Raw genomic sequence first — 25,967 nt, forward strand, 5'->3', positions numbered from 1 at the left:
TCAAAGAGAGAGGGGTCACAGCTTGCCTTACCGCCCGCCGGTCGAGCCGAAGCCGCCGGCGCCACGGTCGGTGTCGTCGAGGCTGGCCACAAGGCTCCAGGCCGCCTGCACCACCGGCGCGATGACCAGTTGGGCGATGCGGTCGCCGCGGCGGATCACGAAGTCCTCGGCGCCCAGATTGGCCAGGATCACCTTCACTTCACCGCGATAGTCGCTGTCGATCGTGCCCGGCGAGTTCAGGCAGGTGATCCCCGCCTTGGCCGCCAGGCCCGAGCGCGGCCGCACCTGGGCCTCGAAACCAGCCGGCACGGCGAAGGCCAGGCCCGTGGGGACCATGAACCGCGCGCCCGGCTTCAGGGTCAGGGGCGCGTCCTCCTCGACGGCGGCGCGCAGGTCCATGCCGGCGGCGCCGACGGTCTCGTAGGCGGGCAGCGGCAGGCCGTGGGCGTGAGCGAGCTGGACGACGGGGATGTGGGGCGTGGTGGTCATAGAGCTTCCGCGATGCGTTGGGCGATGGAGCGGGCGACGTCGTCCTTGGACGCGCGTTCCCAGCGTTCGGTGTGGTCCTTGGCGATCAGCAGGACGGCGTTTTCCGTCCCGCCCATGACGCCCGGCTCGGTCACGTCGTTGGCGATGATCCAGTCGCAGCCCTTGCGCGCCAGCTTGGCGCGGGCATGGGCCTCGACGTCGTCGGTCTCGGCCGCGAAGCCGACCACCAGCTTCGGCCGGTTCGGACCGCTGGCGGCCAGGGTCGCCAGGATATCGGGGTTCTCGACGAAGGTCAGGGCCGGCGGGCCGCCCTTGTCCTTCTTCAGCTTGGAGCCGAACACTTCGTCGACCCGCCAGTCGGCGACGGCGGCGACGAACACCCCCACGTCGGCCGGCAGGGCGGCCTGGGACGCGGCCAGCATCTCGCGGGCGGTCTCGACGTCGACGCGCTCGACGCCCGCCGGGGTCGGCAGCGACACCGGCCCGCTGACCAGGGTGACCTTGGCGCCGAGCTTGGCCAGGGCGCCAGCGATGGCGTAGCCCTGTCGGCCGCTGGAGCGGTTGGTGATGCCGCGCACCGGGTCGATCGGCTCGAACGTCGGACCGGCCGTGACCAGGGCGCGCTTGCCGGCCAGCGGCCAGGCCTCGAAGATCTCCTCGGCCGGCGCGTTCAGCATTTTCACGATCGCCGCGAAGATCTCGGGCGGCTCGGCCAGGCGCCCTGGGCCGAACTCGCCGCAGGCCATGGCCCCCTCGTCGGGCCCGACGAAGCTCACGCCGTCGGCCTTCAAGGTCGCCACGTTGCGCTGCGTGGCCGGATGCAGCCACATGCGCACGTTCATGGCCGGAGCCATCAGCACCGGCTTGTCGGTGGCCAGCAGGGTCGTGGAGGCCAGATCCCCGGCCAGGCCGTTGGCCGCCTTGGCGATCAGGTCGGCGGTGGCGGGCGCCACCACCACCAGGTCGGCCGAGCGCGACAGCTGGATGTGGCCCATCTCGGCCTCGTCGGTCAGCGAGAAGAGGTCGTCATAGACCTTGTCCTCGGAGAGCGCGGCCAGCGACAGCGGGGTGACGAACTCCGCCCCGGCCTTGGTCAGGATCGGCCGCACGCCAATGCCCGCCTTGCGCAGCAGGCGGGTCAGCTCCAGCGCCTTGTAGGCCGCCACGCCGCCGCCGACGATCAGGAGCACGCGCTTGCCGCCCGGGATGTCGCTCACCTTGAAGGCCTCTCGTCCGCCGGTTCCCCTCCGCGCATAGAGCGCCTCGCGCCCGCAGGCAATCGCGCTGGAAGGCCGCGCGCGGAAGATGCACGAGGGGACTCGACTCGCGTTCCTTTTTCGTTCACCAATCGTTAAGATTGCAAAATCGGGGAGCGAGCGAGCATGACGGGAGCGTTGCGTTTCGGACTTCTGGCCCTTTCGGCCGCCTTGCTGGCGGGCTGCGACGGCGGGGCCTCGGCGGTGAAGGCCGCCAAGGGCGGCCAGGTCGCCTCCAGCGAAGGAACCAGCAGTAGCGGGGGCGGCGCTCCGGCGGCCGCCGGCGAGGTCGCCGACGCCTCCGGCGCGGCAAGGCAGGCGGCCGACCCGCGCGATGCGCCGGTGCAGCTGATCGCCGGCCGGCCGATGTGGGCCGCCAACAGGACACGCACCGCCGAGGAGAACGCCCAGCGCGGCTTCGAGCGGTTCGGCGAGGCGTTCGGCGCCCGGACCGTCGACGACTATGTGAAGAAGACCCACGCCTTCGTCGCCAAGCCGCCGGCCGGCAGCCAGACGCTCAAGCGCGCCAATGGCGACACCCTGATCTACGACCCGGCCGGCAACGTCTTCGCCGTGGTCACCCGGGTCGGAGCGCCGCGCACCATGTTCAAGCCCGACGACGGGGCCGACTACTGGCGCAAGCAGAAGGAAGGCCAGGCCCGCCGCACGGCGGCGTCCGACCGGCGGGGCAGCGAAGGCGGCAACGGCTGAACGCCGGCGCCCAGAACGAAATGGGGGAGACCAACCATGAGGGAACAGCCGGTTCCGGACGCGGCCCTGCGCGACGGGGGCGCCACCGAGATGGCGCGGGTCTGGGTGGCCGAGCACGGCCTGCACTGCAGCCTGCGCATCGGGGTCTATGACGACACCCCGATCGACGAGGCGCGGGCCTGGGGGATGATGCTGGCCGACCTGCTGCGCCATGTCGGCCGAGGCCTGTCGGCCTATTACCAGCGCGAGGCCGGCGAGGTGGTCGAGGCGGTGCTCGAGGCCATGCGTGACGAGCTGGCCGCCCCCACGACGCCGATCGAAGGCGGCCTGGCCGACGCGCCGGAAACGACGCCCGGCGGCCCGGCGCCCCGGTCGCACTGAGCCGCCAGGCTTGGGTGTCGAGACGAGGGGGATGTGTCCCGGCAAGGCGTGCGCTAGGTCACAGTCATGGACGAGGCGCGGTGGCTAAGGGGCCTGGATCCTGCCGGACCAAGGGCCTGCGCCGCCGGGGCGTGCATGCCGGACATAGACGAGGGGGGAAGGACGATGATCGATCGGCGGGCGTTGCTGGGCCTCCTGGCGACCACGGGCGCGGCGACGGCGCTCGATCGGGCGGTCGCGCGGGGTCTTGCGCCAGAGGAACGGCAAGGGGGACGGCCGGCGACCTTCGCGCCGCCCGACCGCGCCCTGAAGGTCGAGGTTCCCGGCGGCCGGGTTTATGTACGGATCAACGGGAGGCTGGATGGCCCGCTGGCGCCGGTGGTCTTCGTCCACGGCGGGCCAGGCGGCACGCACGCGGGCTTCCTCGACGCCCTGGCCCTGGCCGACGAGCGGGCGGTGATCCTCTACGACCAGCTGGATTCCGGCCTGTCGGACCATCCGATGAACCCGGCCAACTGGAACGTGCCGCGCTTCGTCGACGAGCTGGAGGCCGTGCGCGCGGGCCTGGGGGTGTCGCGCTGGCACGTGGTCGGCCACAGCTGGGGCGGTACGGTGGCCCTGGAATACGGCGCGCGGCGGCTGCCGGCCCAGGCGGGGCTGTGCCTGGCCAGTCCCCTGGTCTCGACCCGCAGCTGGATCGCCGATGCGGAGACCTTGCGCGGCGACCTGCCCGCGCCCGTGCGCGACCAGTTGGTGCAGTGCGAGGCGCCCGCTCCGCCGCCGCCCAAACAGGCCTGCGCGGCGGCCACCGACGCCTTCTACGCGGCCTTCCTGACTCGTGAGCGGCCCTCGCCGGCCCACCGCGCCTATCGTCCGCCCGGCGATCGCGGCTTCAACGAGACCCTCTACCGCGCCATGTGGGGTCCGACAGAGTTCTCGTCGACCGGAACGCTGAAGACCTATGACGGCGAGCCGCTGCTCGACCGGCTGGAGGGCAGGCGCACCCTGTTCATGGTCGGCCAGTACGACGAGGCCCGCCCGGTCACCGCCGAACGCTTCGCCCGCCGCGTCGCCGGATCAGAACTGGCCGTCGTCCCCGGCGCCGGCCACGCCACCTTCACCGACCGCCCGGAGGAGACCGTGACAGTGCTGCGCCAATGGCTGAGGCGGCAGGACAGGCTGGGCTGAGGGCCGGGCCGGCCCGCCCCTCCCTGAGGGGAGGGGCTATCACATATGGAATTGGCCACGGGTCTCGTCCCTAAAGACCTGCCTTCCTGGGCCTTGTGCCCAGGGTCCATCGTTCAGCCTTCGTTGAATCTGGCGGGCGCCCTCGGACTTTCGGCTCCACCAGACGTCAAAATCACAGCCATGCCGCAGGCATGGATCCTGGGCACAAGGCCCAGGAAAGCATCCTCAATTTGATAGCCCTGCCGTGAAGCGGGAGGATCTCGGGCGACGACCTCGGCTTCACGGAGCCGCTGTCCCTACCGGCGCTTCTTGCCCTTCGCGGCGGTCGCCTTCTTCTTGCTGGCGCCCTTGGCGGACTTGCCCTTCACCGCCTTGCCCTTGGCGGCCTTGCCCGAGCGCAGGGCCGAGGCCTTGCCGCCCTTCTTCGCCGCGGCGGCGCACTTGGCCTTGGCGGCCTTCAGGGCCTTGCCCTTCTTGCCCTTGGTGACGCAGGGCGCGGCCTTGGCCGGGGCGGCGGCCACAGGGCGGGCGGCAGGAGCGACGCGGGGCGGCCAGATCACCGGTCCGCGCGCGGCGCTGGCGTAGCCGGCCGGCAGGATCGGCATGCCGGTGCGCTCGACGCTGACGGCCACGGGAGCCGCGCCATCCTCGGCCAGGCGGCCGCTCCAGTCGCCGTCGGAACCGCCGCTCAGCGATAGGGTCGAACCGACCCCGGCCCTGGCCATGAACCGCACGGCCGCGCCACCGTCATAGGTGCGCTCGACGCTGTCGATCAGGCCTGTGGAGCCCACCGCGCCCTTGCGGCGCAGGTCGCGCCAGGCGCCCTCGACCGGACCATAGCCGCCGGCCGGATCGACGATCTGCAGGGCGTAGAGGGCGGTTCCGTCGGCGCCCCGGATCGTCCAGCCGCCGTCGAGCGGACCCTGCAGCCCTTGCGCGGCGGCGATCGAGCCCTTCACCCGCAGCTCATAGGCCTGCTCGACGCTCATCGCCCCGCCGGCCGCGGCCGGGGCGGCGGGCTCGGGGGCCGGGATCGGCAGGATGGTCGCCTTGTGGCGCGGAGCGGGCGCGGAAGCGGCCTCGTCCTCCTCGTCGGTGGTCTGGGGGCCGCTGGCGGCGATCAGATCGGCCAGCGGATCGGCGGCGGGCTGGGCCGCGGGCGGAGCTCCAGGCTGAACGGCCGGCGGCGCGGCGACCACCGGGATCGCCGGCGCGGAAGCCGGGGCCTGGGCGACCACAGGCGCCTGGGGGACTGTCGTCACCACCGCGTCAGACGCAGAGGCGGCCGGAACAGCGGTGGGGGCCGAGGCCTGGGCCAGGGCGACGACCGGGATCGACAGCAGGGCAACCAGCGAGACCGAAAGGAAAACGGGCGGCAAGACGAGGCGACGCATAGATTTCCCTATCAGCCCGCCGTCTTCGCGGCGATGGCTTCCGACACGGCCACGAGGCGTTCGGCCTGAACCAGATGCAGGCGCTCGGCCATCTTGCCCTCGACCCGCAGCGCGCCCTTGCCGGCGTTGTCCGGGTCGGCGAAGGCGGCGATCACCGCCCGGCTCCAGGCGATCTCGTCGGCCGAGGGCGAGAACACGCGGTTGCAGATCTCGAGATGCTTGGGGTGGATCAGGGTCTTGCCGTCGAAGCCGAAGTCCACCGCCTGGCCGCAGACGACCTCCAGGGCCTGGAGGTCCTCGATGTCGTTGTGCACCCCGTCGAGGATGGACAGGCCGTGCCCCCGCGCGGCCGCCACCGACAACGACAGGATCGGCAGGAAGGCCTCGCGACCCGGCGTCTGCCGCGCCCGCATCTCCTTGGCGAGATCGTTGACCCCCATCACCCAGGCCGACAGGCGCGTGGTCTTCGAAGCGCCGGCGATCTCCCACAGATGGAAGGCGGCCTTGGCGGTCTCGATCATCGTCCAGAGTTTCGTGTGGATCGGGGCGGCGTGCAGCGCCGCGTCATAGGCGTGGACGTCGGCGGCGTCGTTGACCTTCGGCACAAGCACCGCGTCGGGGCCGGCCTCGGCGGCGGCCTTCAGGTCGTCGGCGCCCCAGGGGGTGTCCAGGCCGTTGGCGCGGATGACGATCTCGCGCGGGCCAAAGCCCCCGGCCTTGACCGCGGCCACGGCGGCTTCGCGGGCGGCGAGCTTCATCTCCGGCGCGACGGCGTCCTCCAGATCGAGGATGATCACGTCAGCGTCCAGCGTGCGCGCCTTCTCCACGGCCTTGGCGTTGGAGGCGGGCATGTAGAGGGCGCTGCGGCGTGGCCGGGCGATGTCGGTCATGAGGCTCTCGAGGCGCGGGATCGCGAAACCTGTAAAGCACCTGCCGCGCGGGCCGAAAAGCGGAGATATCGCGGCGGGCGAAGCGCCCGCTACCGTCTCGGGGGAAGCCATGGCGGGAAAGCGGCAAACGGGGTTAAGCTCGCCGCATGACGACGCGCCCCACGCCCACGCGATATGACGAGACGGCCCGCAACGTCCTGGGCGGCGAACTGGTCCCCTGCTCGCTGGATCCGGTGACCGGCTTCTACCGCAACGGCTGCTGCGAGACCGGCCCGCACGACCTGGGCCTGCACACCGTCTGCGCGGTGATGACCGAGGAATTCCTCGCCTTCTCCAAGGCGTCCGGCAACGACCTGTCGACCCCGCGTCCCGAATTCGCCTTCCGCGGCCTGCGGCCCGGCGACCGCTGGTGCCTGTGCGCCGGCCGCTGGCGCGAGGCGCTGGACGCCGGCATGGCCCCGCAGGTCATTCTGGAGGCCACCCACGAGGAGACCCTGGCGATCGTCTCGCTGGGCGTGCTGAAGGACCACGCGTCGGCTTAAGGCCGACGCGCCTGGCAGCCGGACGGGAGCCCCGATGGTCGATTACGAGCGCAGGCTGCTGATGCTGGTCGGGCTGATCGCCCTGGCCTTCCTGCCGCTGCTGGCCGCGTCCCTGGTGTTCCTGTCACAGGTCTCGACCGCGCAGGACCGGCTGGACGCCCTCTACGCCCGCACGGTGATCCTCGCCCACGAGCTGCGCGGCGAGAAGATGCGGCAGAATTCGCTGGTGCCGGTGATCGTGCTGACCGGCGACGCCGCGCCGCTGGGCGAGCTGAAGCGTTCGAACGAGCGGTTCGACAGCCTGCTGGGCCAGCTGCGCGGTCTGGCGCGCGACACGGACGCCCACACCACCCTCGACACGGTGGCCGCCCTGCAGCGCCGGCTGCTGACCATGCAGGACACGGGCCTGGCCAAGCGGCTGGGCGGCGCCTCGCCGGCCGAGGCCAACGCCTATTTCCAGCGCAACGCCGTGCCCCTGTCGGCGGAGCTCAACGCGGCCATCGACCGCTTCGCCGACCAAGCGACCGCCGGCTACCAGGCCGAGCGGGCCCACAGCCAGCGCGTGGTGCGGGGCGTGTTCTGGGTGCTGGCCGTCGCCTCGGTCTGCGCCTTCGCCTTCTGCGCCTTCCTGGGCCGTCTGCTGCTGCGCCTCGTCGAGCAGAAGCGCGCCTACGACCAGGCCGCCGCCCGCCTGGCCGAGCGGGAAAAGTCCATCTCCCTGGCCCGCAAGGAGGCCGTCGAGATCGTCGCCCACGACCTCAACAACCCGATCACCACCATCCTGTTCGCCAGCGAGAACCTGCTGGCCGAGCCCGAGCTCGACCATCAGCCGCGCATGAAGGGGGCGATCGAGAACATCCGCATGGCCACCGAGACCATGCGCCGGCTGATCCGCAACATCCTCGACCATTCCAAGATCGAGGCCGGGGGGCTGGTGCTGTCGAAGGAGACGGTCGACCTGCGCCGGCTGCTGGCCGACGTCGCCGGCCAGTTCGAGGTCTCGGCCGCGCGCAAGGGCGTGGCCTTCTCCTACGCGCCGCACGGCGACCTGGACGCGGCCGACGCCTTCCTCGAAGCCGACGGCGCCCGCCTGGAGCAGGTGGTGGCCAACCTGCTGTCCAACGCCATCAAGTTCACCGCCCCCGGCGGCCAGGTGTCGCTGACCAGCGAGATCTCCGACGCCGCCGTAGTGGTCGAGGTGCGCGACACCGGCTGGGGCATGACCGAGGAACAGGCCGCCCGGATCTTCGACCGCAACTGGCAGACCGACGCGGCGGCCGCCCACGGCAACGGCCTGGGCCTGACCATCAGCAAGGCCATCGTCGAAGCCCACGGCGGCCGCCTGGGCGTCGACAGTCGCCCCGGCGAGGGTTCCGCCTTCCGGGTCACCCTGCCGCTGGCGGCCTGAGGCGGCGAGGCGTCAGACCCGCATGCCCCTGACCTTCGCGGCCAGGGTTTCCAGCCTGTCCATGTCGGCCTCCGACAGCGTCAGCGTCGCCGCCGCGAGGTTCTCTTCCAGGCGCGTCCGCCGGCGCGTGCCGGGGATCGGAACCATGGCCACGCCCAGCGCCCGGGCCCGGGCGTAGAGCCAGGCCAGGGCCGTCTGGGCAGCCGTGATCCCATGCGCGGCGGCGATCGCCTCAACCTCGGCGACCAGCCGGTCGTTGCCGTCCAGGTTCTCCAGTGCAAAGCGCGGGAAGTTCAGGCGCGCATCGTCCTTGGGCAGCGCGCGGGCGAAGTCGCGGGCGGTCAGCAGGCCCCGGCCCAGCGGCGCGAAGGGCACGAGGGTCACGCCCAGCTCGGCGGCCAGCGGCGCGATCTCGTCCTCGATATCGCGACTGAACAGCGACCATTCCGATTGCAGGGCGGCGATCGGATGGATCGCATGAGCCTGGCGCAGTTCGTCGGGCTCGACCTCGCACAGGCCCAGCTGACGCACCTTGCCGGCGCTCACAAGCTCGGCCATGGCGCCGACGGACTCGGCCAGCGGCACGGCCTTGTCGCGGCGGTGCATGTAGTAGAGGTCGATGGCCTCGACCCCGAGGCGTTGCAGCGACCGTTCCACGGCCGCGCGGATGTGTTCGGGGCGGTTGCTGAGGCTCCAGTCGTCGGGCGTCTGCGGCGTGCGGACATAGCCGAACTTGGTGGCGACCAGGGCCGAGCCCCGGTTCCGGCGCAGGAAATCCGCCAGGAAGGCCTCGTTGCCCCCCAGCCCGTACATGTCGGCGGTGTCGAACAGGGTCACGCCCAGTTCCAGGGCGCGGTCCAGCGTGGCGCGGGCCTCGGCCTCGTCGGTCGCGCCGTAGAACTCGCTCATACCCATGCAGCCCAGCCCCTGGGCGCCGATGGAAGGGCCGCCGCGCCCGAGTTCGACCTGGGGAAGGGCGTGCGAAAGGTTCGTCATGGAAAGGCTCCGGATGGATGACGAACAGCCCTATAAGTGTGGACCATGGTCCATGGTCAAGGAGCCGCCGGCATGCTGATCTCGGAGTTCGCCCGCGTCGCCGGCCTGCCCGTCGACACCGTCCGGTTCTATGTCGGCAAGGGGCTGCTGCGGCCCGAACGGGGCGGCAAGGGCGGCGGCAATCCGTACCAGGTCTTCACCCGCGACGACGTCACCACCGCCCGCATGATCCGCCTGCAGCAGTCCCTGGGCTATTCGCTGCGGGAGATCGCGGCGCTGAACGAGGAGTACCGGGCGGGCGGCGGCGGGGACGAGCGCACGGCGCAGGTCCTGCGCCTGCAGATCGAGCGCCTGCTGCAGCGCCGGGCCGAACTCGACGCGGGCCTCGACTTTCTGCGGGGCAAGCTCGACTGGCTGGCGGCGGGACGCCCCGGCGACGTCCCGCGCCTGGAGGACTATCTCTGCCGCGCCGACGCCGCCAGTTCCGAGAGTCCTTCGGCCAGGGAGACAACCGGCGCATAGCCGAGTTCCCGGCGGGCCTTGCCGATGTCGAGCGTCACCTCCACGGCCGAGGCGGCGAAGCCTTGCAGGGTCAGCGGCACGGGCTTTACGCCCCGCGTGACCAGGCCGATCAGGTCGCCCACGGCCGCGACGGCACGCACCACGCCGCGCGGAACGACCTTGTCCGGCGCCGCCATGCCTTGCGTCTCCAGCAGCGCCGAGACGAAGGTCCGGAACGCCATCGGCTCGCCGTCCGACAGGAAATAGACCTCGCCGCCGCGTCCGGCCCGCAGCGCCAGGTCGATCCCGTGGCAGAGGTTGTCGATGTGGGTGGTCGAGGTCCGATAACCGCCGCCGTCGATCCAGGCCAGTTGGCCCGAACGGGCGGCCTCGACCAACGTCGGCAGGGCCGTCGTGTCGTCGCGCCCCCAGACGAAGCGTGGCCGCACGACGACGACCGCGAAGGTCTCGTCGTTCATGGAGAGGGCGATCTTCTCGGCGGCGATCTTGCTGCGGGAATAGGAGCCGGCCGGCCGGGCCGGATAGGGCCGGGTCTCGTCGACATGGCGCAGCGGCCGCCCGTCGCTCAGCACCGACTCCGTGCTCAGGTGCACGACGCGGCGCACCCCGGCGGCCCGGGCGGCGCGCAGGGTTGTCCGGGTCCCTTCGGCGTTGGTCCGCATCTGCGCCGCGCCGCCATGGCCGTGGTCGGTGTCGGCGGCGGCGTGGACCAGGGCGTCGCAGCCGGCCATGGCCTGGCCGACGCCCGGATCGAGGATGTCGCCGACCACGGCGATCGCGCCCAGGGCCCGCAGGCGGTCGGCGGCTTCGGGGCTGCGCGCCAGGGCGACCACCTCGACGCCGTCGCTCAGGAAACGGCGCACCAGATTGCGTCCGACATAGCCGGCCGCGCCGGTCACGAAGAGGCGTCGCGGGCAGGCGTGCGCGTTCGTCGCCGCGCCAAGCGCGGCGGAGGGAGGGTTGGTCATGGTCTTGAAGTCCGGTTTGGAGGAGGGATCAGTTGCCCGTCGGCGGCGGGCCGTCCTGCGGCGTCGCCGAGGACAGCCATTCGATCTCGCGAACGATCCTGTCGCGCTCGGCCGGCGGGAAGTGGTGGAAGTCTAGGAACTCGAGGAACTTCAGGCCCTCGAGGGCGAGATAGGCCAGCAGGGCCCCGCGCGGCGCGGCCGAGGTGTCGAGCACGCGGGCGACGACGCCGGCCTGGTTGGCCTGCATCTTCCGGCGAAGGTCGGCGTCCAGCACCAGGGCGGCGCTGAGGTTCAGGGCGACGGCGCGGAAGTCCTCGGGCGGGGCATGGGCGCCGCCGCGGATCCGCCCGCGGATGACCGGGCTGTCCTGGCCCGCCAGTTCGGCTTCGAGCGCCGCGTGGCGGGCGTTGTCGGCCGCGAACGAGCGATCGACCACCGCCTCGATCAGGGCCTGCTTGGTCTTGAAGTCGTAGATCACCGTCGCCTTGCCGACCCCGGCCTCCTTGGCCACGGCGTCCAGCGTCAGATTGGCCGCGCCGTCCCGCGCGACGACGCGCTCGGCGGCGTCGAGAATGACCTGCTGGTCGATGACGCGCTTGCGTCCCATCTTGGCTCCGATTCATAACCGACCAGATGGTTATAAATTGAGAGCAAGCGATCCGTAAAGACCGTGACGCGCATTCGCGGCGTTCTGTCGCCCCTCAGGCCAGCGGCTTCAGCTCGCCCAGCACCGTCGGGATCAGCTCCGACACCGTCGGATGGATCGGCACGGTGCGCTGGAGCACCGTGTAGGGGGCCTTGGCGTACATGATGTCGAGAATGCCGTGGATGGCCTCGTCGCCGGAGACCCCGAGGATCGAGGCGCCGAGGATCTGCTTGGTCTCGGCGTCGACCAGCACCTTCATGAAGCCCTGGGTCTCGCCCTTCTCGATGGCGCGGCCGACGCGGGTCATGGGTCGGGTTCCGACCAGGGCGGGACGGCCGCTGCTGCGGACCTCGGCCTCGGTCATCCCCACCCGGCCCAGCGGGGGGTCGATGTAGAGGGCGTAGGCGGTCAGGCGGTCGGTGACCTTCCTGGGATCATCGTCGAGCAGGTTGGCGGCGATGATCTCGAAGTCGTTGTAGGCGGTGTGGGTGAAGGCGCCCCGGCCGTTGCAGTCGCCCATGGCCCAGATCGACGGGACATTGGTGCGCAGGGCCTCGTCCACCTGGATGTAGCCGCGCTTGTCGAGCGTCACGCCGGCGGCGTCGAGGCCCAGGTCGTCGGTGTTGGGCTTGCGGCCGACGGCCAGCAGCACGTGCGAGCCCACCACCGCCGGCTCGCCTTCGCGGCAGGACACGTGGACACGAACGCCTTCCTCACAGGGCGAGAAGCTGATGCACTCGGAATTGAGCCGGAAGGCTACGCCCTCGGCCTCGAGGATCTCGCGCACCGTGTCGGAGACCTCCGGGTCCTCGCGGCCGATCAGGCGCGGCCCCATCTCGACCACCGTCACCGAAGCGCCGAAGCGCCGGTAAATCTGGGCGAACTCCAGGCCGATATAGCTGCCGCCGACGATGACCAGATGCTCGGGCAGCACGTCGAGCTGCATCATGCCGGTGTTGGTCAGGTAGGAGACGTCATTGACGCCCGGCATGTCGGGCACGTTGGCGCGGCCGCCGACGTTGAGGAAGATCTTCGGCGCCTCCAGCACCGCCTCGCCGACCTGCACAGTGGTGGGCGAGGTCAGGCGGGCGTGGCCTTCGAAGACGGTCAGGCCGTCCATGCCTTTCAGCCATGTCTCCACGCCGCCGCGGGCGTTGTGGACGACGGTCTGCTGGCGGGCCTTGACCGCCTTCATGTCGATCTCGACAGGGCCCTGCAGCACGACGCCGTAGTCGGCGGCGCGGCGGGCCAGGTGCGCGGCGTAGGCGCTGGCCACCAGGGTCTTGGTCGGCATGCAGCCGGTGTTGACGCAGGTGCCGCCGAACAGCTTGCGCTCGACCAGGGCCACCTTCCAGCCGGCGGCCGTCAGGCGCCCAGCCAGCGACGGCCCCGCCTGCCCCGCCCCGATGATGATCGCGTCGAACACCTGCGCGGCCATCAGGACACCGCCGAGACGATCAGCCAGGCGCCGCCCAGGGCGACCAGGTCCTCGATCAGGGCCGCCGGTGTGTCGCGCTTGAAAGCCTTGGCCAGGCGCCCGCGCGCCTCGGCCCCGCCCAGGGTGCCGATCACCGCCCCGACCACGCCGAGGACGGCCCCGACGATCCACGAGCCGCCGGCGAAACCGATGGCGGCGCCGCAGAAGCCGCCGCTGACGATGCGGGCACCGAACTGCGGCGGAACCTTGCGGCTGGGGGTGAAGGGCAACTGGTCGGTGACCAGCTCGACCGCCGCCAGGGCGGTGAAGATCCAGACGGCGATGTTGTTTCCCAGCCAGGCCAGCGGCGTGCCCGCCAGCGGAATCCAGCCCAGATGCGCGGCCCAGGCGACGGCGGCCGGAGCGGTCATGGCCCGCAGGCCGGCGATCACGCCGATCAGCAGGGCGAGGACGTAGAGGGTCATGCGAGAACTCCCGAGCGTCGCCGCGATCAGGCGCGCCCTGGGAGCAAACCGCAAGCGGAGCGTGCAGGCTTGGACGTTTCGGCTTTAGCGGAAGGCTGTGCTTCGATCCCTGCCTATCCCATTTATCCCGTCATTCCCGCCCTTGTGGCGGGAACCCCTCTGTCAGCCGCAAGGGCCGGTGGGGCGGATCGCCGGCGATCCGCTTGCGCTTCACCTGCAAGCGGAACCAGGGTTTCCCGCCACAAGGGCGGGAATGACGGGAGGTATCGAGAACTACCCCTCCAGTCCGTACTCCCGCTCCAGCCGGTAGACCGAGCCTTCGCGGGTCTGCCAGCTGGAATAGAGGCCGAAGCGGTCGACCCTGAAGGCCGGCGAGTGCAGCAGATTGTTGCGCTGGATCCAGGCGGCGACCTCGGGAACCGTTGCGCGCTTCAGATAGGCCAGAGTCACGTGCGGCAAGTAGGTGCGGGTCTCGGGCTTGAGGCCGACATGCCGGGCGGCGCTTTCGTTGGCCTTCTGCAGGCGGCGCAGCAGGGGCTGCTCCTCGACCCCCGCCCAGACGGCGTGCATGTCGGGTCCCTCACCGAAATGGCCGGCGCCTTTCAGCTCCAGGTCGAAGGCCGGGGCCTGGATCTCCGCCAAAGCCTCGTCGAGGTCGGCCGCGTCCGGCTCGGCCACGTCGCCGATGAAGCGCAGAGTGATGTGGAAGGCGTCCAGCGGCCGCCAGCGGGCGCCCTCGATACCGGACTGGCGGTCTTGCAGGGGCGCGCCGATCTCGGGCGGCACGGCGATCGCGGTAAACAGACGGATCATGCCGCCAGCTTAGACGCCGGGCGGGCGAGACGTCCATGCAGCTCCGCCCGGACTTCCGCCGGGGAACACAAACCGATAAGGGCGGGCGGCGGCTTCCTCCCCGGCCGCGACAGTCGAGGACGTTTCCATGCCGCGCTCGCCGGAGATCATCGCGCTCAGCGCCGGGTCGCCCAACCTCGTCGAAGGTCAGTGGCCCGACCGCGTGATCGACACCGTCTCGCGGGCCGAACTGCACGCCTTCAAGATCGAGGCGCCCAAGGCCCGGGTGCTGGTCTGCGCCGGCGGCGGCTATCTGCGGCTGATGCTCGACCGCGAGGGGGTCGAGGTCGCCCTGTGGCTCAACGGCCTGGGCTACGACGCCTATGTCCTGGCGCACCGCCTGCCCGGCGCGGCCGATCCCGCGACCGGCGAGCCCCACCCCGCCGACATCGCCCTGACCGACGCCCTGTCGGCGCTGGAGACGATCCCGCGCGACCTGCCGCTGTTCGTCATGGGCCTGTCGTCGGGCGGCCACCTGGCCGGAACCATCGCCTGCCAGCCGGGCGTCGATGCGGCCGGCGTGCTGATCGCCTACGCCCCGATCAACGCCAACCACAAGGACTACAAGGCCCCGGCCGGCAAGCCCGACTATCCGCCGGTGGAGAAGCAGGCCTTCTACGACGCCTGGCCGATCGGCATCGCCGCAGAGCCGCACGGCGTGCCGGCCTGCCCGGTGTTCCTGGCCTACGCCCTGCTCGACGAGGCCGTGCCGGTCGAGCACGCACTGAACTTCATCAGGACCGCCCGCGACCTGAAGCTCGATCTGGACGCCCACGTCTTCGGAACCGCCCCGCACGGCTTCGCCTTGCGCGAATTGGACGGCCCGCAAGGCGCCTGGCCGGCCCTGGCGGCCGACTGGATGGTCCGCAAGGCGGCTTCTTCTCAGATCTGACCCCAACACCGAGCATCCCCGCGAAGGCGGGGATCCAGGCTGGCTTTCAGGAGCAGGCGCGGCCGTGGGTCATCCTCGGACTCGGCTTGGATCCCCGCCTTCGCGGGGAAGGTCGGAAGTGGGATGGAGTTGCACCAGAGAGCGTCAATGCCGATGCTTGTTGCAACTCGCGCCACCCAAGCCCCTCCAGCGGATTCGACCATGTCCGACGATCCTGACTACAGCCGCGGCTTCGGCGGCGCGGCCCTGGCCGCGCGACTGCGGCGGGCGTCCGAGCGCCTCGACCGGGACGGCGCCCGGGTCTACGCGGCCCACGGCGTGCGCTTCGAGCAGCGCTGGTACGGCGTGATGCGCCAGCTGATCGAGCATGGCCGACCGATGGCCGTGGGCGAGATCGCCGCCATCCTGCACATCACCCACGCCTCGGTCAGCGAGACCAGCCGGTCGATGGAAAAGGCCGGGGTCGTCGCCTCGGTCGCCGCGCCCGAGGACGGCCGCCGGCGCCTGCTGGACCTGACCGACGAGGGCAGGACCCTGGCGGCGCGGCTGACCCCGCTGTGGGACGCCTTCAACGCCGCCGCCCGCGAGCTCGACACCGAGGCCGGCGAGGTCACCCGCCTGCTCGACCGCCTCGACGACGCCCTGGAGGACCGGTCGATGTTCGACCGGATCATGGCCCGGATGGCGGCGCGCGAGCCTACCGATTGACAGATATGTAGGCACCTACATAAATGGCCGCCGAACGGAGATCGCTGGTCATGACCCCCACCCGACGCGCCCTGCTGGGCGCCCTGCCCGCCCTGGCCTGCCTGCCGCGGCCCGCCTTCGCCACGCCCCCGAAGAGGCTCTCCGCCGCCGACCTCTATCGCGACGCCGTCGTGATCAACGGCAACCTGCTCCTGCCCTTCGACGACGAAAAGCCGCTGGACAAGGAGACCCGCGACCAGATCAAGGCCTCGGGCCTGACGGCGGCCAAGATGACGATCGGCGGTTCGGGCGGCGAGACCCGGGCCGAGGTCGTCGAAAGCATCGCCGGCTTCGACAAGGCCATCGCCCTGAACCCCGACCTCTACATGAAGGTCGCCGGCCCGGCCGACTTCGCCCGCGCCAAGGCCTCGGGCCGGCTGGGCGTGATCTATTCGTTCGAGGCGGCCGAGATGCTGGAGGGGGATCTGGCGGCCATCGACCAGTTCCGCGACCTCGGGGTGCTGATCATGGGCCTCAGCTACAACCGCACCACACCGTTCGCCTCGGGCACGATGTCGAAGGAATCCACGGGCCTCACCGCCCTGGGCCGCCAAGCGGTGGCGCGGATGAACGCCAAGGGCGTGACCATCGACGTCAGCCACAGCGACGAAAAGTCGAGCCTGGCCGCCATCGAAGCCTCCGACCGGCCCGTGCTGATCACCCACGCCGGCTGCAGCGCCGTGCATGCCCATCCGCGCAACAAGTCCGACGACCTGATGCGCGAACTGGCCGACCGCGGCGGGGTGATCGGGATCTACGAGCTGAGCTACCTGACGACCGCGCCGGCCCAGCCGTCGCTGGATGTCTATCTGGCCCACCTGACCCACGCCCTGAAAGTCTGCGGCGAGGACCATGTCGGCATCGGCAGCGACGCCCTGCTGTGGCCCTTCGACACCTCGCCCGAGAGCATGGCGGAGTGGAACAAGAGCCTGGAGGATCGCAAAGCCGCCGGCGTCGCCGCCCCCGGCGAGGGTCCGCCGCCGTTCGTCACCGAACTGAACCGGCCCGACCGCTGCGCGATCATCGCCGACGCTCTCTTGAAGCGGGGCTACAAGGCGCGGGTGGTGGAAAAGGTGCTGGGCGGCAATTTCCAGCGGGTCTTCAACGAGACCTGGACCGGCTGAGGCTTACCCTTACTCGTCATCCCGGGCGGAGGCGCGCACAGCGCGCCGCAGACCCGGGACCCAGGGGACGGGGCTCGGAGAGTCGATCAAGCGCCCAGGCGATGGCCGACGCCGTGCGGCGGCCCCTGGGTCCCGGCTCTCCGCTTCGCTGCGGCCGGGATGACGATGATTGGGGTCGTGGCCGCGATCGCGCGGCTACTCGTCTTCCGAAGGGCCTTCGGGCTCGCCCACCAGGTTCGGCGGATCGATCAGCACGACGCGTTCGGCCAGCTTCACCTCGGGCGCGGCGGCGCGGGTGAAGGGCAGGTACCAGGTCTGGCCGCCGAGCGGAGGCGTGATCTCGAGCAGGTCGCCGGCCCCGAAGTCCTGGACGCTCTTGATCTTGCCCAGGTCCTCGCCGGTGGCGACGTGGCGCACGGCCAGGCCGATCAGGTCGGTGAGGTAGAACTCGTCCTCGTCCGGCTCGGGCAGGGTCGAGCGGGGGACGAACAGCTTGAGGCCGCGCAGGGCGTCGGCGGCTTCCTTGGTGGTGATTTCAGCGCAGCGGCAGATCAGGCCGTCCTTGACCGGACGGGCCGAGCCGATGCTCAGGGCGGTCGAACCGTCCTGGCGCAGGAGCCGCTTGAAGCCCTTCAGGGCCATCGGCTCCTCGGTATAGGTCGAGATCCGCACCTCGCCGCGCACGCCGAAGCCGCCGGCCACGCGGCCGACCAGGATCAACGGGTCATCGGGAGAGATGGGCATCGACGGGAGACTTTCCGGGATAGAGCGCGCCAGGGTTAAGTGTGCGCGGTTAACCCGCCCGGGCGCGCTCTAGAAGAACGAAAGCCTGCCAATTGGCAGGCTCAGGCCGGTCGTAGGGGTAAAGAAGAGAATGGCGCCGCTCCCACGAGGAGAGCGGCGCCGTATCCCTTAGCCTTCCGAAGCTTCTTCAGCCGGGGCCTCGGCGGCCGGGGCTTCTTCAGCAGCCGGAGCCTCTTCGGCCGGAGCCGGAGCAGCGGCGGCTTCGGCGGCCGCGGCGGCGGCGGCTTCAGCGGCGGCAGCGGCGGCGGCCTTGGCGTCTTCCTTGGCCTGGGCTTCGGCGGCGGCGCGCTCTTCTTCGCGCTGGGCGCGCTCGGCGGTGCGTTCCTTGGCCTTCTTGCCCGGCTCGCCCTTGTTCGGGTTGTTGCCGACGGTCCAGGTCGACAGGCCTTGGGCGGCCAGGAAGCGCGCGACGCGGTCGGTCGGCTGGGCGCCCTTCTTGAGCCACTCTTGGATCGACTCGACCTTCAGGGTCACGCGAGCCGGGTCGTCCTTCTTGAGGAGCGGGTTGTAGGTGCCGACCTTCTCGATGAAGCGGCCATCGCGCGGCGAGTGGCTGTCGGCGATGACGATCGAGTAGTACGGACGCTTCTTGGCGCCGCCACGGGCGAGACGGATCTTCAGCATTGCATTAGTCCTTGGATTTGAAGTCTATTTTTTCTTGAACGGATTGAAGCCGGGCGGCAGGCCACCCAGGCCGGAGAGCGGGTTGGCCCCGCCCCCGAGGCCCGGCAGACCGGGCAGCCCCGAAAGGCCTTGGCCTCCCGTCGCGTTGGGATCGGCCGCGGGCGCCTTGCCGCCGCCGAGGGATTTCAAACGGGCCATGTCGCCGCCGCCGAGCATGCCGGCCATGCGGGCCAGGCCCTTGCCGCCGTCCTTGCTCATCGACTTGAACATGTCGGCCATCTGCCGGTGCTGCTTGAGCAGGCGGTTGACCTCGGCCACGTCGACGCCGGCGCCGGCCGCGATGCGGCGCTTGCGCGAGGCGGCCAGCACGTCGGGCTTCTTGCGCTCCAGCTTGGTCATCGAGCTGATGATCGCCTGCTGGCGGCGGAAGATGCTGTCGTCGATGCCGCTGTCGGCGATCTGCTTCTTGACCTTCTGGACGCCCGGCAGGAGGCCCATGATGCCTTCCATGCCGCCCATCTTCTGCATCTGCGAAAGCTGGGCCGACAGGTCGTTGAGGTCGAACTGGCCCTTGGCCAGCTTCTTGGCCATGCGCTCGGCTTCGGCCGCGTCGAGGTCGGCGGCGGCCTTCTCGACCAGCGCGACGACGTCGCCCTGGCCCAGGATCCGGCCGGCGACGCGACGGGCGTCGAACACGTCGAGCTGGTCGATCTTCTCGCCGGCGCCGAGGAACTTGATCGGCAGGCCGGTGACGTGGCGCATCGACAGCGCCGCGCCGCCTCGGCCGTCGCCGTCGGCGCGGGTCAGGATCAGGCCGGTCAGCGGCAGGCGCTCGTGGAAGGCCTTGGCCGTGCGCACGGCGTCCTGGCCGGTCAGGCTGTCGGCGACCAGCAGGGTCTCGGACGGATTGGCGATGCGAGCGATTTCCGCCGCTTCGCTCATCATCGCCTCGTCCAGCGTGGTGCGGCCGGCGGTGTCGAGGATCAGGACGTCGTAGCCGCTGAGGCGGGCGGCCGTCATGGCGCGCTTGGCGATGTCGACGGCGCTCTGGCCGGCGACGATCGGCAGGCTCTCGACGCCGACCTGCTGGGCCAGGGTCGCCAGCTGCTCCATGGCCGCCGGGCGGCGGGTGTCGAGCGAGGCGACCAGAACCTTCTTGCGCTCGGTCTTGGAGAGACGCAGCGCCAGCTTGCCGGTGGTGGTGGTCTTGCCCGAGCCCTGCAGGCCGGCCATCAGGATTATGGTCGGCGGGTTCAGCGCCAGGTTCAGGCCGGTGGGGACTTCCCCGCCCAGCATGTCGACCAGGCCGTCATAGACGATCTTGACCACCTGGTCGGCCGGCTTGACCGAACGGATGACGGCTTCGCCGCCGGCGCTTTCCTTGGCCTTGGCGATGAAGTCCTTGACCACCGGCAGGGCGACGTCGGCTTCCAGCAGGGCGACGCGGACTTCGCGCAGGGCCTCGTCGATGTCCTTTTCGGACAGCACGCCACGACCGCCGAGGCGGTCGAAGACCCCTGAAAGTCGCTCTGTAAGCCCGTCGAACATGTCGAACCCTGATTAGAACCAAAGCTCCAAACGCGATCAGCCCCCGTGGACGATAACGTCGACGGGGGTCCTCGCCGTCCTCGTCCGCATGGGATCCCGGGCTACCGGGGCGGGGTCGTGACGGTGGAGGCGCTGCTGATAAAGCGCCGGAAGTGGGCGCTTATGCCGGGCGGCTGTGGAAAATGCAAGGATTTCGAGTCGCTTGCGGGGCTGCGGCCGGGAAGACACGGTGCGGCCGGAACCGCTCCGACAAGGAATGCCGAGCCTTTGCCTTTCCGCCTGCGGAGGATTATGGGCTTCATCGAACGCGTTCGACGGGATGCGGTCAGGGATTGGGGTCCCGTTTCTTCTGGTTTGATCGCAAGGACTCCATGTCGACCAAGCGCCTGACCGCCGTGATGGCGGTCGCCCTCGCCCTGCCCGCCAGCGCCCTGGCTCAAGCCCTGCCCTACAAGGACATCGAAGCGCCCTCGACCTGGGAGGTCGATGTCGGCGGCGGTCCCGTCTACGGCTTCAGCCCGGGCGGCAAGGACCCGCACAAGACCAACTTCACCCTCTGGGGCAGCGCCACCTGGAAGGACAAGGTCTACGCCAACGGCCTCGACGGCCTGGGCTACAACGTCGTCAAGCAGGACGACTTCCGCGCCGGCGTGCAGCTGCGCCCGCGCTGGGGCGGTCCGGACGACACCTCCAGCGGCATCGAGAGCCCCGACACCGGCGCGGACCTGGCGCTCTACGCCTACAAGCGCACCTGGAAGGACTGGGTGGTCGGCGGCCGCATCGGCCGCGACGTCACCGGCGTCTCCGACGGCTGGGACTTCTGGGGCTCGGTCTCGCGCCAGGACGTCACGCCCGTGGGCCTGCTGCAGTCGATGGTCTACGCCCGCGGCGGCGACAAGAACACCAATCGCACCTTCTACGGCGTCAGCGCCAAGGACGTGGCGGCCGTGCCGAGCCTCACGCAGTACGACCCCAAGGCCGGGCTGAACCAGGTGGGCGTGGCCTTCCTGATGATGACCCCGATCGGCGACAAGTACGCGGTCGGGACCTTCGCCAACTACGAACGCATCCTGGGCGAAGCCGCCGACAGCCCGCTGACCGAGCGCTACGGCCAGCAGGACGAATACCGCGGCGGCCTGATCGTCGTGCGGCGGTTCATCGGGCGGTAGGCTCGACTTTTCTTCCGTAAAACCCCCGCGAAAGCGGGGGCCCAGGTGTTTTATCGTCGAGCTCTGCGCGTTTCAGAAAAAGCCTGGGTCCCCGCTTTCGCGGGGATTTTACGGGTTTTGGTAGCGTCCCTGTCTCACTGGGGCGAGGTGACCGGCGCCCCCTACCCCCGCAGCTCCACCCCGTTGCCCTCGGGGTCGGCGAGGTAGATCGACACCGCCTCGCCGGTCGAGCCGTAGCGCAGGCCCTCGGCGCCGACCACAACGCCACGGGCCTCCAGATAGGCCCGCACCTCGCCGGCGTCGAAGCCTTCCACCCGCAGGCAGAAGTGGTCGAGATTGCGGCCTTCGACGCCCGGGGCCGCGCCGCCCATCAGGCCCAGGCGTCCGGCGACATCGACCAGGTCGATCAGCTGGGCGCCGGCCCGCAGCTGGGTCAGGCCGACCGCGTCCTGGCGGTTCTCCACCGTGCAGCCGAGCACATCCACATAGAAGCGCTCCATCGCCTTGGGGTCCCTGACCCGCAGGACGAGGTGGTCGAGGCCGATCAGGCGCATGGCGGGCGGTCCTCCTGGTTCGGCCCTAGTTCGGCGAGGTGACCGTCGCGCCCTGGGCCTTCAGGCGATCCAGCACGCCGTTGCTCGGCAGCAGGAAGGCCAGGTCGACCACCGCCACGGTGACGCCGGGGCGGTTCAGGGCTTCGGTCAGGGCCTTGGCCGACTGGCCGATCTGGTCGTCGAGCAGGCCCGCCCCGCCCGGCGCGCGCAGCAGGCAGCGCTGGGCGGCGCTGGACGAGTAGCGGGCGCGGACGGCGGCGATGTCGCCGTCGGCCCAGTCGCGGCCCAGGGTGTTCCAGCGCGGGGCCTCGTAGTCGATCTCGTTGAGGGCGTCGCGCAGACAGGCGAGGTTGGCCTCGTCCGACAGCTTGCCGGCGCTGGAGAGCACCGGACCCAGGCGATACTGGCTCATCGCCTTGACCTTGACGCCCTTCGCCTTGGCCATGCGTTCGATGGTGCTGACTGGCTTGGCCTCCGAAAGGCCGGCGGCCTGGCGGAAGTCGGACAGCAGGATGAAGCCCGCCACCGCCGGCTTCCAGTCCTTGTAGGGCACGGCGGTGCGTCTGGCCTGGGTGCGGGCCTTGACGAAGCGGTCCTTCAGGTCGGGCGGCAGGCGGTCTTCCAGCTTATTGCCGAAGCCCTGGCGCACCCCGCCCCCGCCGGTCAGCACGAACTTGGTGATCTGCATCGGCCCCACCGAAGCCTCGGGCGGCACCAGCACGAGACTGGCCTGATCGAGGGCGCGGTTGAGGCGCGGGCTGTCCCACTTCAGCTGGTGCGGCAGGGGCGCGGCCGAGCCGACCACGTAGAGCTTGGCGCCGTTCTTCTCGACCAGCCACAGGGCCGGACCCGGCGGCCTGGCGACGACCAGCAGCTCCTCGACCACCGCGCTGCCGGGATCGGCCGGTTGCAGCTCGACGGTTGGAGATGGCGTCTGGGCCAGGGCCGGAACCGAGACGGCGAAGGCCAGCGCGGCGACGGCGGCGATCCGGGCGGTCTTGGCGGCCATGCGTCGTTCTCCTGGGTAGGCTCACAGACATAATGCGCGTCGGCGGATGGCGAAACGGGGGCCTGTCTTGCGCGGGACGGCCGACGCATGGCTGTCTGCCTGCGCCGTTCGGCGATCCTGGAGGGGGAAACATGCGCGGATTGATGAGCGCGGCCTGCGTGGCCGCCGTCCTGGTCGGAACGGCCGCTTCGCCGGTCCTGGCCCAGACCCCTGCCTCAGCCGTCGCGCCCTCCCCCGACACGACTGCACTGAAGACCCTGATCGACGAGCACTGGGCCTGGTGGCTGAAGGGTTCGCCGCTACAGGCCACGCTGCTCGGCGTCCGCACCTATGACGACCAGCTGGACGATCCGTCCCTGGCCTTCGCCGACCGCCGCGCCGCCGAGGCCGCCGCCTTCCTCAAGCGCCTGGACGCTATCTCGGATGCGGGCCTGTCGCCGGCCGACCGGGTCAACAAGGCGATCCTGCACCGGATGCTGAGCGAGCAGGTCGAGGGCAACACCTTCGGCCAGCGCACCATGCTGTTCTCCAGCATCGGCAGCTGGCACCAGTCTTTCGCCGCCCTGCCCGATATGCTGCCGTTCTTCACCAAGGCCGACTACGACAGCTACCTGACCCGGCTCGACCTCTATCCGGCCTACAACAAGGCCTCGATCGAGACGGTGCGCGCGGGCCTGAACAAGGGCTACGTCCAGCCGTGCGAGCCGATGAAGGCCTTCGGCGCGACGATCACCGCCTCGATAGCCAAGGATCCGGAGGCCTCGACCTTCTACAAGCCGTTCAAGGCCAAGAAGCCCTCGACGATCTCCGACGCCGACTGGGCGGCCATGCAGGCCCGGGCCAAGGCGGCGATCACCGGCAAGATCAATCCCGCCTACCAGGCCCTGTCGGACTTCTACGAGAAGGACTACGCGCCCAGGTGCCGGACCAGCATCGGCGCCTCGGCCCTGCCCCAGGGCGCCGCCTGGTACGCCTACCAGGTGCGGGTGATGACCACGACGACCCGCACGCCCGAAGAGATCCACCAGTTGGGCCTTTCGGAAGTGGCCCGCATCCGCGCCGAGATGGACGAGGTCGCCCGCAAGAGCGGCATCGCGCCCGACCGCAAGGCCTTCATCGAGAAGCTGCGCACCGACCCGAAGTACTACGCCAAGACCCCGGGCGAGCTGATGCGCGAGGCGACGTTCCTGGCCAAGACCATCGACGGCTGGATGCCCAAGCTGTTCGGAACCCTGCCCCGCCTGCCCTACACCGTGCGCGAGATCCCGGCCGAGATCGCCGAGGGCAACACCACCGCCTATTACAGCGCCGGCTTCGCCAGCACCGGCGCGCCGGGGGTCTATTTCGTCAACACCACCCACCTGGACCAGCGGCCGCTCTACGAGATGCCGGCCCTGACGGTGCACGAGGCCGTGCCCGGCCATCACCACCAGATCTCGCTTCAACAAGAATTGGACCTGCCGGAGTTCCGCAAGAACGCGGCCTTCTTCACCGGCTTCGTCGAAGGCTGGGGCCTCTATTCCGAGCGGTTGGGCATCGAGATGGGCCTCTACGACACCCCCGAGAAGGACATGGGACGCCTCTCCTACGAGATGTGGCGCGCCTGCCGGCTGGTGGTCGACACCGGCATCCATGCCAAGGGCTGGACCCGCGACCAGGCCATCGCCTTCATGCTCGACAATACGGCCCTGACCCGCACCAACATCGAGGCCGAGGTCGACCGCTACATCACCTGGCCCGGCCAGGCCCTGGCCTACAAGCTGGGCGAGCTGAAGATCCGCGAACTGCGAGCGCGGGCGGAGACGGCGCTGGGTCCCAAGTTCGACCTGCGCGGCTTCCACGACGCGGTGCTCAAGAACGGCGCCGTGCCGCTGGACGTGCTGGAGACGCAGGTGGACGCCTGGATCGCGGAGAAGAAGGCGGGCTAGAGAGCTTCACGCTGAGCACTCCCCGTAAAATCCCCGCGAAAGCGGGGACCCAGGTGTTTTATCGTCGAGCGCCTGGGGCTTCAGAAAAAGCCTGGGTCCCCGCCTTCGCGGGGATTTTACGGATTTGGAGCAGCTGAGTAGAGCCAGACGGATCCCGCTCCCGATAAACCATGCGGCGCCGCACAATGACGCGCCGATCTCGGCTTGATTTTTGGACGAAGTCGTCCATTTATCCCGCGACGCGTCCGCCAGGCGAATAATCGCCCCGTCCGGACGCCCTCCTTTCTTGCAGGATCAGGCCATGGCCGAGGCGAAGAAGAAGAAGCTGGTTCCGCTGCTGGTCGCCGGCGTCGCCGGCGCGGCCATCCTGGTCGGCGGCGTGTTCTGGTACATCGACAAGCAGCGCTTCGAGAGCACCGACAACGCCTTCGTCCAGGCCGACACCGTCTCGGTCAGCCCGCAGGTCACCGGCTATGTCGCGCAGGTCCTGGTGGCCGACAACCAGCGGGTCGAAGCCGGCCAGGTGCTGGCCAAGATCGATCCCTCGACCTTCCAGGCCAAGCTGGACCAGGCGATCGCCAACGCCGCTGCCCTCGACGCCGCCATCAAGAGCGTCGACGACAAGGCCATCCTCGAACAGGCCCTGATCCAGCAGCGCCAGGCCGGCGTGAGCAGCGCCCAGGCCGACGCCGGCCGGGCCCGCGCCGATGTCGAGCGCTACGACGCCCTGGCCAAGCAGGGCTGGGTGTCGCAGCAGAAGGTCCAGACCGAACGCGCCGGCGCCAAGCAGTCGGACGCCGCCGTCGCCAGCGCCCAGGCCGCCCTCGAGGCCGAGCGCCGCACCGCCGGCGCTCTCGGCTCGGCCCGCGCCCAAAGCATCGCCCAGGCCGCCGCGGCCCACGCCGCCGTCGACCAGGCCCGCCTCGACCTGGAGCGCACCGTGATCCGCGCCCCCGCCGCCGGCGTGGTCGGCGCCCGCAGCGTGCGTCCGGGTCAGCTGGTGCAGCCGGGCACCTCGCTGATGTCGGTCGTGCCGCTGGGCCAGAGCTTCATCGTCGCCAACTTCAAGGAGACCCAGGTCTCGCGCCTGCGCATCGGCCAGCCGGTCGAGATCAAGGCCGACGCCTTCGGCAAGCAGAAGATCGTCGGCAAGGTCGACAGCTTCGCCCCGGCCACCGGCCAGGAGTTCGCCCTGATCCCGGTCGAGAACGCCGTCGGCAACTTCACCAAGATCACCCAGCGCCTGCCGGTGAAGATCGTCGTCGACCGCAGCAAGCTGGGCGCGGCCCTGCGCCCCGGCCTGTCGGTCGAGGTCAAGGTCGATGTCCGCGACCGTTCGGGCGCCTCGTTCGCCGACGCCGCCCAGGGACCGCAGGTCGCCCGCCAGGACGCCCCGCACCCGGCTCAAAGCCGCTAAGGCCGC

The 25,967-nt window shown here is 70.4% G+C and carries 27 protein-coding genes; 12 read left to right on the forward strand and 15 right to left on the reverse strand.

Translation table 11 applies throughout. The features are described from left to right. Positions 1-27: 27 nt before the first annotated feature. Both dut and coaBC read right to left on the reverse strand, forming a co-directional pair. The gene (gene dut / locus AC2YHT_RS18515) at positions 28-489 is read right to left on the reverse strand and encodes a dUTP diphosphatase (RefSeq protein ID WP_487291294.1); all 462 of its coding nucleotides are present in this window, start codon (positions 487-489) and stop codon (positions 28-30) included. Next, positions 486-1,697, reverse strand: coding sequence for a bifunctional phosphopantothenoylcysteine decarboxylase/phosphopantothenate--cysteine ligase CoaBC (coaBC, locus tag AC2YHT_RS18520; RefSeq protein WP_487291367.1), 1,212 nt, complete (start codon positions 1,695-1,697; stop codon positions 486-488). The genes dut and coaBC overlap by 4 nt, the downstream gene beginning before the upstream one ends. A gap of 174 nt (positions 1,698-1,871) precedes the next feature. Between coaBC and AC2YHT_RS18525 the strand changes: the two genes are divergently transcribed. The 3 genes from AC2YHT_RS18525 to AC2YHT_RS18535 all read left to right on the forward strand — a co-directional run bounded on the left by AC2YHT_RS18525 (position 1,872) and on the right by AC2YHT_RS18535 (position 4,025). After that, positions 1,872-2,456 carry a hypothetical protein gene (locus AC2YHT_RS18525; RefSeq protein WP_487291295.1) on the forward strand — a complete coding sequence of 195 codons (585 nt, stop codon included), beginning with the start codon at positions 1,872-1,874 and terminating at the stop codon, positions 2,454-2,456. Between the two features lie 36 nt (positions 2,457-2,492). Further along, a complete protein-coding gene (locus tag AC2YHT_RS18530; RefSeq protein WP_487291297.1) occupies positions 2,493-2,837 on the forward strand; it encodes a DUF5076 domain-containing protein in 345 nt (114 codons plus the stop codon). Positions 2,838-3,002: 165 nt separating this feature from the next. Beyond that, complete coding sequence (locus tag AC2YHT_RS18535; protein ID WP_487291299.1) at positions 3,003-4,025, forward strand: proline iminopeptidase-family hydrolase; 1,023 nt, start codon at positions 3,003-3,005, stop codon at positions 4,023-4,025. Positions 4,026-4,321: 296 nt separating this feature from the next. Here the strand turns inward: AC2YHT_RS18535 and AC2YHT_RS18540 are convergent, their stop codons facing one another. Then, complete coding sequence (locus tag AC2YHT_RS18540; RefSeq protein ID WP_487291301.1) at positions 4,322-5,419, reverse strand: hypothetical protein; 1,098 nt, start codon at positions 5,417-5,419, stop codon at positions 4,322-4,324. Between the two features lie 11 nt (positions 5,420-5,430). Next, positions 5,431-6,309 carry an HpcH/HpaI aldolase/citrate lyase family protein gene (locus AC2YHT_RS18545; protein ID WP_487291303.1) on the reverse strand — a complete coding sequence of 293 codons (879 nt, stop codon included), beginning with the start codon at positions 6,307-6,309 and terminating at the stop codon, positions 5,431-5,433. A 146-nt stretch (positions 6,310-6,455) separates the two neighbouring features. Here AC2YHT_RS18545 and AC2YHT_RS18550 point away from each other — a divergent pair, with 146 nt between their 5' ends. After that, positions 6,456-6,851: a DUF2237 family protein gene (locus AC2YHT_RS18550; protein WP_487291304.1), complete on the forward strand. Its 396-nt coding sequence runs from the start codon at positions 6,456-6,458 to the stop codon at positions 6,849-6,851. 34 nt (positions 6,852-6,885) lie between these two features. After that, positions 6,886-8,259, forward strand: a complete 1,374-nt coding sequence (locus AC2YHT_RS18555) for a sensor histidine kinase (protein ID WP_487291306.1) — start codon at positions 6,886-6,888, stop codon at positions 8,257-8,259. Positions 8,260-8,271: 12 nt separating this feature from the next. On the opposite strand, the gene AC2YHT_RS18560 is transcribed toward AC2YHT_RS18555, so the two are convergent. Then, positions 8,272-9,255 carry an aldo/keto reductase gene (locus AC2YHT_RS18560; protein WP_487291308.1) on the reverse strand — a complete coding sequence of 328 codons (984 nt, stop codon included), beginning with the start codon at positions 9,253-9,255 and terminating at the stop codon, positions 8,272-8,274. 72 nt (positions 9,256-9,327) lie between these two features. Here AC2YHT_RS18560 and AC2YHT_RS18565 point away from each other — a divergent pair, with 72 nt between their 5' ends. Further along, positions 9,328-9,777, forward strand: a complete 450-nt coding sequence (locus tag AC2YHT_RS18565) for a MerR family transcriptional regulator (RefSeq protein ID WP_487291309.1) — start codon at positions 9,328-9,330, stop codon at positions 9,775-9,777. On the opposite strand, the gene AC2YHT_RS18570 is transcribed toward AC2YHT_RS18565, so the two are convergent. The 5 genes from AC2YHT_RS18570 to thpR all read right to left on the reverse strand — a co-directional run bounded on the left by AC2YHT_RS18570 (position 9,711) and on the right by thpR (position 14,106). After that, positions 9,711-10,745: an NAD-dependent epimerase/dehydratase family protein gene (locus AC2YHT_RS18570; protein ID WP_487291311.1), complete on the reverse strand. Its 1,035-nt coding sequence runs from the start codon at positions 10,743-10,745 to the stop codon at positions 9,711-9,713. The genes AC2YHT_RS18565 and AC2YHT_RS18570 overlap by 67 nt on opposite strands. Positions 10,746-10,773: 28 nt before the next feature. After that, complete coding sequence (locus AC2YHT_RS18575; RefSeq protein ID WP_487291313.1) at positions 10,774-11,352, reverse strand: TetR family transcriptional regulator; 579 nt, start codon at positions 11,350-11,352, stop codon at positions 10,774-10,776. A gap of 94 nt (positions 11,353-11,446) precedes the next feature. Beyond that, positions 11,447-12,829: an FAD-containing oxidoreductase gene (locus AC2YHT_RS18580; RefSeq protein WP_487291315.1), complete on the reverse strand. Its 1,383-nt coding sequence runs from the start codon at positions 12,827-12,829 to the stop codon at positions 11,447-11,449. Beyond that, entirely contained in the window at positions 12,829-13,293 is a 465-nt protein-coding gene (locus tag AC2YHT_RS18585) for a DUF4126 family protein (protein WP_487291316.1), read from the reverse strand. The genes AC2YHT_RS18580 and AC2YHT_RS18585 overlap by 1 nt, the downstream gene beginning before the upstream one ends. A 273-nt stretch (positions 13,294-13,566) precedes the next feature. Next, on the reverse strand, positions 13,567-14,106 hold the full coding sequence (gene thpR, locus AC2YHT_RS18590; RefSeq protein ID WP_487291318.1) for an RNA 2',3'-cyclic phosphodiesterase: 540 nt from the start codon (positions 14,104-14,106) through the stop codon (positions 13,567-13,569). Between the two features lie 127 nt (positions 14,107-14,233). On the opposite strand from thpR, the gene AC2YHT_RS18595 reads away from it, so the two are divergent. From AC2YHT_RS18595 to AC2YHT_RS18605, 3 genes are all read left to right on the forward strand, one after another. Beyond that, positions 14,234-15,037 (forward strand): alpha/beta hydrolase, encoded by an 804-nt coding sequence (locus tag AC2YHT_RS18595; protein WP_487291319.1) that lies wholly within the window; start codon positions 14,234-14,236, stop codon positions 15,035-15,037. A gap of 201 nt (positions 15,038-15,238) precedes the next feature. After that, a complete protein-coding gene (locus tag AC2YHT_RS18600) occupies positions 15,239-15,745 on the forward strand; it encodes a MarR family winged helix-turn-helix transcriptional regulator (protein WP_487291321.1) in 507 nt (168 codons plus the stop codon). A gap of 50 nt (positions 15,746-15,795) precedes the next feature. After that, on the forward strand, positions 15,796-16,908 hold the full coding sequence (locus AC2YHT_RS18605) for a dipeptidase (protein ID WP_487291323.1): 1,113 nt from the start codon (positions 15,796-15,798) through the stop codon (positions 16,906-16,908). Between the two features lie 195 nt (positions 16,909-17,103). Here AC2YHT_RS18605 and rimM read toward each other — a convergent pair whose 3' ends face one another. From rimM to ffh, 3 genes are all read right to left on the reverse strand, one after another. Next, on the reverse strand, positions 17,104-17,652 hold the full coding sequence (gene rimM, locus AC2YHT_RS18610; RefSeq protein ID WP_487291325.1) for a ribosome maturation factor RimM: 549 nt from the start codon (positions 17,650-17,652) through the stop codon (positions 17,104-17,106). Between the two features lie 168 nt (positions 17,653-17,820). After that, positions 17,821-18,336: a 30S ribosomal protein S16 gene (gene rpsP, locus AC2YHT_RS18615; protein WP_487291327.1), complete on the reverse strand. Its 516-nt coding sequence runs from the start codon at positions 18,334-18,336 to the stop codon at positions 17,821-17,823. Between the two features lie 24 nt (positions 18,337-18,360). After that, positions 18,361-19,884, reverse strand: a complete 1,524-nt coding sequence (gene ffh / locus AC2YHT_RS18620) for a signal recognition particle protein (RefSeq protein WP_110121191.1) — start codon at positions 19,882-19,884, stop codon at positions 18,361-18,363. Positions 19,885-20,255: 371 nt separating this feature from the next. On the opposite strand from ffh, the gene AC2YHT_RS18625 reads away from it, so the two are divergent. Beyond that, positions 20,256-21,053, forward strand: coding sequence for a MipA/OmpV family protein (locus AC2YHT_RS18625; protein WP_487291329.1), 798 nt, complete (start codon positions 20,256-20,258; stop codon positions 21,051-21,053). 161 nt (positions 21,054-21,214) lie between these two features. Here AC2YHT_RS18625 and AC2YHT_RS18630 read toward each other — a convergent pair whose 3' ends face one another. Both AC2YHT_RS18630 and AC2YHT_RS18635 read right to left on the reverse strand, forming a co-directional pair. Beyond that, positions 21,215-21,607, reverse strand: a complete 393-nt coding sequence (locus AC2YHT_RS18630) for a VOC family protein (RefSeq protein WP_487291331.1) — start codon at positions 21,605-21,607, stop codon at positions 21,215-21,217. Between the two features lie 25 nt (positions 21,608-21,632). Then, on the reverse strand, positions 21,633-22,616 hold the full coding sequence (locus tag AC2YHT_RS18635) for a TraB/GumN family protein (protein ID WP_487291332.1): 984 nt from the start codon (positions 22,614-22,616) through the stop codon (positions 21,633-21,635). 131 nt (positions 22,617-22,747) lie between these two features. On the opposite strand from AC2YHT_RS18635, the gene AC2YHT_RS18640 reads away from it, so the two are divergent. Together AC2YHT_RS18640 and AC2YHT_RS18645 are read left to right on the forward strand one after the other, a co-directional pair. Further along, positions 22,748-24,544, forward strand: coding sequence for a DUF885 domain-containing protein (locus AC2YHT_RS18640; protein WP_487291334.1), 1,797 nt, complete (start codon positions 22,748-22,750; stop codon positions 24,542-24,544). A gap of 301 nt (positions 24,545-24,845) precedes the next feature. Continuing rightward, positions 24,846-25,961, forward strand: coding sequence for an HlyD family secretion protein (locus AC2YHT_RS18645; protein ID WP_487291335.1), 1,116 nt, complete (start codon positions 24,846-24,848; stop codon positions 25,959-25,961). Positions 25,962-25,967: the final 6 nt, after the last annotated feature.

The sequence above is a fragment of the Caulobacter sp. SRI_008 genome (assembly GCF_057586355.1).